Consider the following 11,623-nt stretch of genomic DNA (forward strand, 5'->3'; position numbering starts at 1 on the left):
CAAGGAGTTCCACCATGAAACGCACACTTGGCGCCACGGTTCTCGCCGCTGGTCTTGTCACCGCCGCGTTCACTCCGAATGCGGCAGCCAACCCCAACTACGTATCCAACGCCAACAACACCGTCCGCTGCTACATGGTCGAGGGTGAAACACTCTGTGTCAGCGACATCGGCCGCGACGCGCAGCCGGAGTGCAACCCGCCGAACCATCTCATCCCGGCCGTGTCCATCCAGCGCAACTGGGTGGGCACCAAGTGCTGGAACCAGGGTTTTGATGGCCAGCCAATGCGCCTCAACCCGCTGCAGATTCACGTCAACGGCAGCAGGGTTGTCATCCCAGGTTTGGCCGGTGAGTTGTACGTCCTTGACGTGGCAAAGCCGGCGCTGGTTCGCGCCGGCACGCACAATGCAGTGTTGTTTGCCCTCTAATCCTGCTTGGACTCTGGCGTCTCACCGTCCACCACCAGTGCTTCGGTGAGGCGCCATGTTTCGTTCTCAAAGTCGTACTCGAGCTCAGGGCGGTCGATCTCATTGCCCTCCGCGTCATAGCCCGGCGCGGGCTTGGCTTCAGCTTCCTCATACTTCTCGGCCGTGTCGGTCTTCTCCCACTTACGGGAACGGAAGCGGCGGTCAGCGGAGGCGTCATCGCTCATTGCCTTGATCAGCGCGTACATCATGATGAAGTACACGAAGAAGAATGGCAGGGCGATGATGATCACCACTTCTTGCAGAGCTTGAATGCCGGAGTCGTTGATGAACAGCAGCGCAGCCGTAACCACACCGACGGAACATGCCCAGGCGACGCGGTAGTAGCCCGGTGATTTTTCTTCCTCGCCAGTGGCAAACATGTCCATGACCATCGCGGCGGAGTCAATGGATGTGACGAAGTAGAAGACGATCACAGCCAGGGCGACCGTGCCGGTGATCGTGTACAGCGGGTACTGCGCAAGCAAGGTAAACAGTGCCTGCGGTGTCTCACCATCTTCCACGACAGGGCCGGTGAGCACACCCGGGTTCTCGCTTTCCACTTCAAGGGCAGCGCGACCGAAGGTAGCAAACCAGATGATGTCAAAGAGAGTGGGCAGCATGATCGTGCCAGCGATGAACTCGCGGACACTGCGGCCACGGGAAATGCGGGCGAAGAACATGCCCACGTAGGGCGACCAACAAATGGTCCACGCCCAGTAGAACGCAGTCCAGGTGGCATGCCAGCCGGGGTTCTCACCGTTTGAATCCACCCAGAACATCAGCTCTGGCAGCGAATTGGCGTAGATGCCAAAGGACTCGGTGATGTGCCCAATGATCTTCAAGGTCGGGCCCGCGATGAACAGGAACACCAGCAACAGGATGGAGCCGATGATGTTCAGATTGGACAGCAGCTTCACGCCCTTGTCCAGGCCGGTAGCCACGGAGATGGAGGCGACCAGGGTGATGGCAATGATGATCACCAGCTGCACCCACGTCACCAGCGGGACGTCGAACATGATGTTCAGGCCGGCACTGATCTGCAGCACACCAAGGCCCACGGAGACGGCGAGGCCGAAGACGGTGCCGATGATGCCCACTGCGTCGAGAAGCTTGCCGGGCCACTCGTACACCTTGGATCCGAGCAGCGGGGAGAACATCGAGGAGTAGCGCGCCGGCATCTTGCGCTTGTAAATGAAGTAACCCATAGCCAGGCCAGGCAGGGTGAAGATCACCCACATGTGAATACCGAAGTGGTAGTAGGTGAACTCAAAAGCTTGGCGGATGGCGTCCGAGCTCATGGACTCAAAGTCACCGCGCGGCGGGTTGAACGCGTGGTGCAGCGGCTCAGCGGCACCCCAGAACATGAGCGTTGCGCCCATGCCCGCGGCAAACAGCATGGAGAACCAGACGGGGAGGGAGTACTCCGGGTCATCGTCATCATCGCCGAGTTTGAAGTTGCCGTATTTAGATACGAAAACAACAATGAGGAAGACGAACACCGTGGACACACCGCCGATGTACAGCCACGCGAAGTTGTCCATCATCCAGCCGGAGACCTGCGAGTATGTCTCACGGGCACGCTCGCCGAAAATGATGGTGGCGGCCACGAAGAGGGTGATGAACCCGGCCGCGGCGCCGAAGATCAGAGGGTCTGAGTGAAATCTAGGTTTCCTAGGCATGACGATCAAGCTTAAGTTAAAAGCGTGACTAACGCTCATCAGATTCCACAAAGCGAACTTCAACGCACCGCGCGCCAGATGAATTTGCCGGGCTTCGGCCCCGAGCAACAAGCAGCGCTTCATGCCGCTCATGTGCTGGTCATCGGGGCGGGCGGCCTCGGCTGCCCCATCATGCAAACGCTCGCCGCGACGGGCGTGGGAAAAATTTTGCTTATCGACGATGACACCGTCGACCTCACCAACATCCACCGCCAAATCCTCTTCGGTGCAGACGACGTCGGCCGGAAAAAGACAGAAGTGGCGGCCGAGCGACTCAAGGCGCTGCAGCCCGACATTGAGGTCACTATCATCGACGGCCGCATGACCACAGACAACGCCGTGGAACTCCTCGAGGGCATCGATGTGCTTATCGACGGCTCCGATACCTTCGCCACCAAATTCCTCGCCGCCGACGCCGCGGAGATCACCGGCACTCCCCTGGTGTGGGGCTCCGTGCTGCGCTACCGCGGCGACATGGCCCTGTGGTGGTCCGGCCCAGGCGCCCCGGAAGATGGCGTGGGCCTGCGTGACCTCTACCCCGACCAGCCCGATGCGGATTCTGTCCCCGACTGCGCCACCGCCGGTGTACTGGGCGTGACCACCTCGGTTGTTGGCGGACTCATGGCCACGGAGGTAATCAAGTTCCTCACCGGCATCGGACAGTCCGAGGTGGGCACGTTGATGATGTATGACGCGCTGGGGGCGTCGATTAGCGAGTTCCACGTGACCCGCGACCCGGCGCGTGCGCTGACGACCTCTCTGCGCACGAGCTATGGCGAGGTCTGCGCAGTGCCCGACGGTGCGCCTGAGCTGCTCGCACAACTGGAAGCTGGCAAGCTCATTCCGCTGGATGTGCGCGAACCGCACGAAAAAGCCATCGCGGACATGCCTGTTCCTGGCCACCTGCTGCCCACTTCTGATCTGGAGATCCAGCCTCGACTAGCCGCCGACTTCTTGGACAGCGTCGAAGCAGGCTCCCGCGTGCTTGTCTATTGCGCCTCCGGCATTCGCTCCCAATGGTTCGTGGACACCTTCGAACCATTGGCCAAAGCGCGAGGCATCGAGCTGGTGAACTTTCCCGGCGGAGTCAAGCTGCTAGCGTAGGAGCATGACTAACACCAAACTCCCCCTGTCCAACATCGATCCGGATGGCCTGCTGGAATACTCCGCAGTGTTCAGCGACCGCTCCCTGAACCACATGTCTGCCCGCTTCATCGGCGTCATGCAGGAACTGCAGTCCATCCTCCGCGAGACCTACAACGCCTCTACCATGGCCGTTGTCCCCGGTGGTGGCACCTTTGCCATGGAGGCTGTGGCCCGTCAGTTCGCCCGCGGCAAGAAGGCACTGGTGATCCGTACCGGTAACTTCTCCTACCGCTGGACCCAGATCTTCGACACCGGCAATATCACCGACTCCGCCATCGTGCTCAACGCGGAGCCGACCGGTGACGCGCAGCGCCCGTCCTACGTCCCGCCAGCTGCTACGGCACGCATCCGCGAGGAGCGCCCCGCCGTGGTCATCGCCGCCCACGTGGAAACCGCCGCTGGCCTGGAGCTGCCGAAGGAGTACATCACCGAACTGGCCCAGGCCACCCACGACGCTGGTGGGCTGTTCGTCCTCGACTGTGTTGCCGCCGGCACCAAGTGGGTGGACATGAAGGAGTGCGGCGTGGACATTCTCATCACCGCCCCGCAGAAGGGCTGGTCCGGCTCCCCGTCCACCGGCTACATCATGTTCTCCGAGGCAGCCCGCGCGGAGCTGAACAACACCACCTCCGATAGCTTTGCCATGGACCTGAAGAAGTGGACCGCGATCTCCGAGGGCTACGCCTCCGGCTCCGCTGCCTACCACGCCACCCTGCCCACCGATACGATCCAGCACAACCTGGCCCTGATGAAGGAAGCCAAGGAAGTCGGGCTGGACACGCTCACCGAACGTCAGGTGGAGCTGGGCACCAAGATCCGCCAGGTTCTGGCTGACCGCGGCTTCGTCTCCGTTGCCGCTCCGGGTTATGAGGCCTCCTCCATCGTGGTCATGCACGCCACCACCCCGGAGCAGGCTAGCGGCGCTGCCTTCAAGCAGGCCGGCATCCAGATCGCTTCCGGTGTGCCGCTGCACGTGGGCGAGCCGGAGAACTTCTCCACTTTCCGCATCGGCCTCTTCGGCCTGGACAAGTGGGCCGACGTCGACGCGGCCGTTGCCCGCTTCACGGAGGCACTGGACAAGGTCGAGCGCTAACCAAACGTCAGCGAATACAACTTCACGCCTGCCGATGGCCGGATTCGCAGCACCCCGTCGGTGGGCGTGTCGCCTTTCACCAGGTCCAGGGTGCCGTCGGTGACCTCGAAGGTCTTAGTGGAGCCGTCTGGGTACTCAACGTCCACCGACCCTTGCCCGGACACCACCAGCTGCACCCACGCGGCGTGCACGTTGATGTCCATGTGACCGCCATCAGCCTCCACGGATTCTGGCCCCAGCGTCCACTTCCCGGACAGCGCGAACATGTAGGTCCCCGGCGCGGGCTGCTCGCCGAAGTCGCGCGGGCCATCGATGTAGTCCCGCTGCGCTGTGTACTTCGCACGCGCGGTACCCAGGTAGGTCTCCGGGTTACGGTCTTTCGTGCCTCTCGTCCCTTCTTGCTTTTCGACGACCTCCGGCAACTCCACCCCCGGATTCGCCTCCCGCAGCAGTTGACGGATGAGCTGCTCCGTCTCGGCATACGAGCCCTCCCCTTCCACGATCTGGCGGACATTGCCGTCCTTGTCGATGAGGTAGCGCGCCGGCCAGTAGCGGTTGTTGAAGTTCTTCCAGGTAGCAAAGGAATTGTCCTGCGCCACTGGATAGTGGATGCCTTCTTTCTCCACGGCGGCCTTCACGTTGTCCAGGTCGTGTTCGAAGCCGTACTCCGGGGAGTGGACGCCGACGACGGTGAGGCCGGCGTCGCGGTAGGCGTCGTAAAGCTTGGTGATGTGCTCCCCTGCCCGCTGGCAGTTAATGCAGGCATAGGCCCAGAAGTCCACGAGCATGACGCCGCCATCGTGCGGGCTTGGCGGCTGGTCGGTGTTAATCCAGTTCTCCAGGCCGGCGAATTCGGGGGCGGGGCCGCAGTCGTGGAGGGTGGAGGGGTCGGAACGTCGACAAGCATTCAGCTCACCCGTACCCAACGCATTGGTGGCGAAGTCCGAGTTCTCAAAACGCTGCGACAGGCCCACCGTCCAGTTCGGCAGCGAGCGCTGAATAGCGGCCGGCGCATTGAGCGCGAGCGCGAGCGTGAACACGAGCACGATCGCACCAATCGCGCGGCGGTGACGTTGCACCACGTCGACCTTCTCCCCGATCTTGTTGCCCGCGAGCGCGAAGATGAACAGCGGCAGCGCGGAACCCAGCGCGAAAGCCACGGTGAGCAGCACCGTATTCCAGCCGATCTCACCCGTACTACCCGCCACCGTCACCGCGGCGAGCACTGGCCCTGCACACGGCACGTACACCGCACCGAGCGCCAACCCGATAACAAAACCACCCTTGTCCTTGGCATTCTGCTGGAGCTGGTACGGGCGCGGAATGGCATCAAAGGGCTTCTGCACGATCGCACCGATCTTCGGGAAAATCATGCTCAACCCGACCAGGCACAGCAGGACAATGCCCGTCCACCGCAGCACCGACGGCGGCAAATGCAACGCGCTGAGCAACAACGAACCCAGCAACGCAATCACCGCAAAACTAATGGTCAAACCCGCCACCACGTGCGATGGTTTGCGGCCCACACTCACACCGAGCACCACCGGCAACACTGGCAAAATGCACGGCGAGAGCGCTGTGATCGCCCCTCCGATAAAGCCGACGAGAACAACACTGAACATCTCAAACGTCCTTACTTCATTGCGTTTTCCTGACACCCGGAACTACGGAGCCACCCACTTTTTCGGATTGGTCCAATCCGCTGTGGCGGGGTGCTCCGTAGTACTTCATGACGGGCCAGAAAACTGCGCCCGCGACACCAACCCAATGAAGGAGACACCATGTCTATCAAGCGCACCATCGCCACCGCCAGCACCATCGCCATCGCCGCAGTCAGCCTCGTTGCCTGCAACGACTCCGCAGACAAGATGGACAAGATGGACGACAAGATGGACGGCTCCATGACCCCGAGCTCCAGCGCCATGATGAGCGACTCCATGATGATGGAAGAATCCAAGTAATCCATGACCCGGGTGTTAGATTTGGAACTTGTGGATCTGGATAGTCTGTTAGACGGCGTGCGCGCAGGTGATAAAGCCGCGTTCAGTGCGCTGTATGACGCCATCGCGCCACAAGTTCTTGGTCTAGCCACTCACATTCTGCGCGACCAGGCCCAAGCCGAAGAGGTCACCCAAGAGGTGTTCGTGGAGGTGTGGCAGAAAGCCCACACTTTCGATCCGGCTCGGGGCAGCGCAAAGTCGTGGGTACTCCGCCTGGCCAAGTCGCGGTCTATTGACAGGCTGCGGAGTTGGCGCAGTGCGCAGGCCCGCGATACGGAAGACTTCAACCTGCAGCTCACCACGTGGGTCGCTCCCGCTGAAGAGGAAGCCGAGCAGCGGCTAGAATCGCAGGAGCTGCAAGAACTCATTGATTCGATTGGGGAGCCCCACCGCAGCGCGCTCATGTTGGCGTACTTCGGGGAGTACACCCACCAAGAAATCGCCGATGCAACGGGTGTTGCGCTGGGCACCGCAAAGACGCGTGTGCGCGACGGCCTGCAGAAGTTGCGCAAGGCAGTGACAGTGAAAGGAGGCCTGTGATGGATAAGGATTTTGAGGACCTGTTCAATTCCGCGGCCTCACCAGTCACGCCACCGCCAGAGCTCAAAGACGCGATCATGCAGCGTATCGACGCCACCGAGCAACCCACCGACCTCACCACCGCCCGGAACAATCGCCTCAGCCGCCGCCTCATGGCCGCTGCTGCCGCGGTCGTGCTGTTTGTCGGCGGTGGCGTCGTGGTCACCCAGTTCAACGACAATGGCGCCACGGAATCCGTAACTGCCCAGGGCATCGAGGAGATGCATGCGGTCATGGGTGCTGAGGATGCTCGCCAGGGGCAGGCGGATGCCATGGGAGCAACGCTGGACATCGTGCTCAGCTCCGACATGGGCAAAGGCGGCGCCATGGTCAATGGCCAGCCCGCGCTTGCGGACGGCATGGGTGCCCAAGTCTGGGCCGTCATGGACGACGGTGCGATGGAATCCGCTGGCGTCATCGGCCAGGAACCCCACGACGACGTGTGGATGCCTCTGCCCGGCGGCACCGCCTCCGTCCTGGTCACCGAGGAAGTGGCCGCCGGCGCCGAGCAGCCCTCCGGCACAGTGCTGGCCGAGGTGCAGCTCTAGCCCCCGCCCGCCGCAGAACCCGAACCTTAGACCCCGAACTTCGCGTAAAAAGTGGTGACTTTCGGGGTCTAATGTTCGGGGTTTAGACGACTGTTAGCGCAGGGCGGGGAGCACGTACTCGATCAACTCGTCGATCTGCTCCTCCGCAGAGCGTTTCGACGACCTAAAGTTCACCATCACGTGATTGATCCCCACCTCGCGCTGGGTGTGCAGCAATTCGATGAGGGCATTGCGGCCCAGGCGGTAGCCGAAGGTGCCGCCGGAAGCAGGCGCGTCTGGGTCTTCGTGGAGGTCCAGCCAGAGTGACTCGGCAAACGGTTTGAACTGGTCCGGGCCAACAGCTGTCTGCCAATTGCGCACGTTCTGGCGCTGGATCTCCAGGCCCTTGTGGTACATCAGCCAGCCGTGGGTGTGCTCCGCGCGCCACTCCAGGGTCTGCTGGCAGGAGCCGGTGGCCAACAGAGGGACTTCGCGGGCGATGGGTTTGGGCACGACATCAGCGCCGCCCATTTTGCCGCCGGACCAGCGGATGGGGGTGGCGGTGGTGAGGGTGGCGCGTCGATAAGCAGCAATTCTTTCGCGGAACTCTTCGTCGCGGTTGCCTTTGTCCTGGCCGAAGGCGGGGAACTCCTCCGGGCGATCGCCGGTAGCCACCCCCATGAGGAAGCGGCCGCCGGAAAGCCGATCAAGCGTGGCGGCGCGCTTGGCCAGCAGCAACGGGTGCTGGAAGGGCACGACGATCGCAGCAGTGCCGAGCGCGATATCAGTGGTCTGCGCCGCGATGTAGCTCAAGTACATCCAAGGGTCGTAGACCTGGCCGACGTCACCGAACGTTTCGACGCGCAGCGGGATATCGCGGACCCAAATGGCGGCCACTCCCCCGGCCTCTGCCTTGCGGATGAGGCGCAGCTGGTTCTCCAGGCTGTCCTGGGGGTTGGCCTCCGCATCCTCCTCGATAGGCAAGGACAGGCCCACAGTGAGCTCACCTTGCTGGAAAGTGCGCTTGAAGCCGGGGAGGTCGGTGTATGGGAGGTCCGAAAGCTCAAACATGCCCCCAGCTTAGAAGAACTGGGAGACCACCCCGAAGAGATCGCTCACGATCGCATCCGAGCTGTACTCGCCGAAGATCTCGCGGGCCATGTCGCGCTTCTCCTCCTCGGGCTTGGTCAGCTCCGACAGTTTGACGGAGGCGACGTTGAGGTCGATCAGGTCTTTGATGATGTCCACGACACCGTCCGGCACACCGCCGAGAAGCTTGTCCAGATTCACTACTACCCCACTCCTTTTGTAAGCCAACATATCTGTGATGTTCAGAGATTACAGCGCCAGTGAAGGTTTGGGGCAGGAAACGGAAAACTTGCGCTAGAGCACCACCCAGCCAACGAGCGCAGCGCCGATCACCACTGCCCACGGCGGCACCTTCCAGGAGGTCAGCGCGGCGTAGCAAACCACAGCGATGCACAGCGTGGCCGCACCCGTGATGCCGGCAGTGAAGACCGGGGTGTACAGCGCCGCGCCGAGAATGCCCACGACAGCGGCATTCGCCCCAGCCAAGGCGGCGCCAGCGGGAGGGGCGTGGCGGATGCGCGCCCAGAACGGCATCGCACCGAGGACGAGCAGGGCCGCGGGAAGGAAGATCGCGACGGTGGCAATCGCAGCACCAACTGCCCAGTTCATGCCTTCCGCACTCGCGCCAAGGAACGACGCTAAGGTGAACAATGGTCCCGGCATCGCCTGGGCGGCACCGTAGCCAGCGAGGAACGAGTCCTGCCCCACCAGGCCTGGCCCGACGGTGACGGACTCAAGCAGCGGCAACACCACGTGACCACCGCCGAAGACGAGAGCCCCGGCGCGGTAGAACGTGTCAAAGATGCCCGCACCGGTTGTCCCCATGAGCCGCGCAATAACAGGCAGGGCAAAGAGCAGGATGAAGAACAGCGCGAGACACACAATGCCCAGCGTGCGCGAACCACTCTCCTGCGGTGTCTCTTCCGGCGTCTTCTCCGACCGCAAGAAGAGCAGGCCCGCCACGATGCCAAGCACGATGGCCCCAACTTGGATGAATGGGTGCGGGACCAGCAGCACCACCGTAAGCGCCGCCACCGCAATGGCCGCGTGGATCTTGCCGGTGACCAGACTCTTGGTCATCCCGTACACCGCCTGCGCCACCACGGCGACGGCCGCCGCTTTCAGGCCGAGCAGCCAGCCTGCCTCGCTGATATCACCCAGCTGCGCGACTCCGAGGGCGAATGCCACCATGAGCAGCACCGACGGCAGAGTGAAGCCCACCCACGCGAAAAACATGCCCAGATACCCGGCGCGCTGCAGCCCGATCGCCATGCCCACCTGGCTCGATGCCGGCCCGGGCAGAAACTGGCACAGCGCAACGAGGTCCGCATAGTCCTTGTCAGTGAACCACTTGCGCTTATCGACGAACTCGTCCCTGAAATACCCCAAATGCGCCGTCGGGCCGCCGAAGGAGGTGCAGCCGAGGCGGGTGAAAATGCGGAGGACTTCCCAGGGGGACGATGTGGCTGGTTCGGTGGGTTTCACGGGGTCAACATCTACCAGACCCGAATCGACTGCGCGCTGCGAAGAAAACCATGCCTGAACACAGGCAAAACAAGGTAGTATACGCAGAAACATTCGGTGAGCCGTCCACTGGCCAGACTGGGAAGGACTATCCCGCCATGCGTAACCGCTTCCTCGCCATCGCCACTGTGGCAGCTGTAGCAACCACCAGCGTGCTTGCTCCGTCTGCCGCGTCTCAGGTTCAACCCGAGAATCCAGTTGTGGGCAAAGACGCATTTCAGTACAAATTCGATCTGCCCAACCGTGAGCCACACGACGTTGTGCTGCAGGTAGGCGAAACCCAGGACAGCGTCCGGTTGAACTGGGTGACTACGTTTGGCATCACCGGCCAGTCGGTGCGCATCTACGAGGCTGGGACGGATGCCAGCACCGCCAAGGAGGTCGCCGCCACGTCCGCAGACGCGGAGGTGAACCTGACTGAAGGCCCCTTGGATGAGCCGGATCTTCAGCAGTTTTTCGCGCCGATCGCGCACCACAAGGCCACCGTGACCGGTTTGAAGGAGAACACGAAGTACGTCTACACCGTGGGGTCGAAAGCGGACGGCTGGTCCAAGGAGTACGCCTTCACCACCGGCTCATACGGAGATAGCTGGAATTTCCTGTTCTTCGGCGACCCGAAGCTGTACAACACGCAGGACCTCGACGGGAAGACCGATGCGTGGGCCAACTCCGTGAACCAGGCCACCACGAAGTACCCGAAATCCGCCTTCCTGCTGTCCGCCGGCAATCAGTCAGGCCACTCCGCGTACATCGAGCACTCCAAGTTTCTCTCCCCGGAGCAGATGCGCAAGTACCGCTTGGCGGTGAACAACGGCAGCAACGACAACATCCACAAACCGACCTATAACGCGATGTACAACCACCCGACTCAGGGGGATGAGAACTACTGGTTCGCATACAACAACGCACTCATCGTCTCCCTCGACTCGAACGATGTGCAGGACATCGAGGATGACGCGGTGTTCGTGCGCAACACCATTGCTCAGCAAGCGAAAGGCAAGGACTGGGTGATAGTCACCTTCCACCATAGGCAGGAAGATCAGCAGTTCACGCAGTGGCGTGAACGTATGACCCAGGTGTTTGCCGAGGCAGATGTGGACCTGGTGTTGTCCGGTAGTGGTGATGCCTACAGCCGAACGAAGGTGCCGGAGGGGAATAAGGCGGGGGGCGTCGAAAAGCAAGAAGGCGAGGTGCAATACGTGACGGTTGGGCCCACCCCGGACTGGACCTCTGTTGAAGTCAGCCCGGAAAGCCTGAAGGTCTCCACCTCTGACGGCCAAGGCGGCAATGTGGACTCCTTCACTCTCACGCGCGCTGTTGAGGGCACACAGCCGTCTGGCTCCTCCAAGGCTGGCATCGCCTTCGGCATCCTCGCTGGCCTCCTGGCACTGATCGGCGGTGGCCTCCTCTTCGCGTCGCAGTCTGGTCTGCTGCCGAAGGAGCTGAAAGATCTCTTCCCGTTCTAAAAACCACAAAGCCC

At 62.0% G+C, this 11,623-nt stretch carries 12 protein-coding genes; 7 read left to right on the plus strand and 5 right to left on the minus strand.

All coding sequences use genetic code 11. From position 1 onward, the window contains the following. Positions 1 to 14: 14 nt before the first annotated feature. Complete coding sequence (locus QP994_RS07950) at positions 15 to 428, plus strand: hypothetical protein (RefSeq protein ID WP_284856049.1); 414 nt, start codon at positions 15 to 17, stop codon at positions 426 to 428. Here the strand turns inward: QP994_RS07950 and QP994_RS07955 are convergent. Then, positions 425 to 2,146, minus strand: a complete 1,722-nt coding sequence (locus QP994_RS07955) for a BCCT family transporter (RefSeq protein WP_284866053.1) — start codon at positions 2,144 to 2,146, stop codon at positions 425 to 427. The two genes, QP994_RS07950 and QP994_RS07955, sit on opposite strands and share 4 nt — an antisense overlap. Before the next feature lie 24 nt (positions 2,147 to 2,170). Here QP994_RS07955 and QP994_RS07960 point away from each other — a divergent pair, with 24 nt between their 5' ends. After that, a complete protein-coding gene (locus QP994_RS07960; RefSeq protein ID WP_284866055.1) occupies positions 2,171 to 3,289 on the plus strand; it encodes a ThiF family adenylyltransferase in 1,119 nt (372 codons plus the stop codon). A 4-nt stretch (positions 3,290 to 3,293) separates the two neighbouring features. Continuing rightward, a complete protein-coding gene (locus QP994_RS07965) occupies positions 3,294 to 4,424 on the plus strand; it encodes an aminotransferase class V-fold PLP-dependent enzyme (protein WP_284866057.1) in 1,131 nt (376 codons plus the stop codon). Here the strand turns inward: QP994_RS07965 and QP994_RS07970 are convergent. Next, entirely contained in the window at positions 4,421 to 6,046 is a 1,626-nt protein-coding gene (locus tag QP994_RS07970) for a cytochrome c biogenesis protein CcdA (protein ID WP_284866059.1), read from the minus strand. The two genes, QP994_RS07965 and QP994_RS07970, sit on opposite strands and share 4 nt — an antisense overlap. A 159-nt stretch (positions 6,047 to 6,205) precedes the next feature. Here QP994_RS07970 and QP994_RS07975 point away from each other — a divergent pair, with 159 nt between their 5' ends. Genes QP994_RS07975 through QP994_RS07985 form a run of 3 tightly spaced genes read left to right on the plus strand, consistent with a single transcriptional unit; the run spans position 6,206 to position 7,551 of the window. Then, a complete protein-coding gene (locus QP994_RS07975; protein WP_284866061.1) occupies positions 6,206 to 6,385 on the plus strand; it encodes a hypothetical protein in 180 nt (59 codons plus the stop codon). A gap of 30 nt (positions 6,386 to 6,415) precedes the next feature. Continuing rightward, the gene (locus QP994_RS07980) at positions 6,416 to 6,964 is read left to right on the plus strand and encodes a sigma-70 family RNA polymerase sigma factor (protein WP_284866062.1); all 549 of its coding nucleotides are present in this window, start codon (positions 6,416 to 6,418) and stop codon (positions 6,962 to 6,964) included. Next, complete coding sequence (locus QP994_RS07985; protein WP_284866064.1) at positions 6,964 to 7,551, plus strand: anti-sigma factor; 588 nt, start codon at positions 6,964 to 6,966, stop codon at positions 7,549 to 7,551. The genes QP994_RS07980 and QP994_RS07985 overlap by 1 nt, the downstream gene beginning before the upstream one ends. Before the next feature lie 93 nt (positions 7,552 to 7,644). On the opposite strand, the gene QP994_RS07990 is transcribed toward QP994_RS07985, so the two are convergent. From QP994_RS07990 to chrA, 3 genes are all read right to left on the minus strand, one after another. Then, positions 7,645 to 8,601 (minus strand): LLM class oxidoreductase, encoded by a 957-nt coding sequence (locus QP994_RS07990; RefSeq protein ID WP_284856058.1) that lies wholly within the window; start codon positions 8,599 to 8,601, stop codon positions 7,645 to 7,647. A 9-nt stretch (positions 8,602 to 8,610) separates the two neighbouring features. After that, a complete protein-coding gene (locus QP994_RS07995) occupies positions 8,611 to 8,820 on the minus strand; it encodes a hypothetical protein (RefSeq protein ID WP_284866066.1) in 210 nt (69 codons plus the stop codon). 93 nt (positions 8,821 to 8,913) lie between these two features. Then, entirely contained in the window at positions 8,914 to 10,104 is a 1,191-nt protein-coding gene (gene chrA / locus QP994_RS08000; RefSeq protein WP_284866068.1) for a chromate efflux transporter, read from the minus strand. Between the two features lie 137 nt (positions 10,105 to 10,241). Here chrA and QP994_RS08005 point away from each other — a divergent pair, with 137 nt between their 5' ends. Continuing rightward, positions 10,242 to 11,609, plus strand: coding sequence for a fibronectin type III domain-containing protein (locus QP994_RS08005; protein ID WP_284866070.1), 1,368 nt, complete (start codon positions 10,242 to 10,244; stop codon positions 11,607 to 11,609). The last annotated feature ends 14 nt before the right edge of the window (positions 11,610 to 11,623 follow it).

It is taken from the genome of Corynebacterium sp. MSK044, assembly GCF_030232825.1.
In the GTDB taxonomy this organism is placed as follows: domain Bacteria; phylum Actinomycetota; class Actinomycetes; order Mycobacteriales; family Mycobacteriaceae; genus Corynebacterium.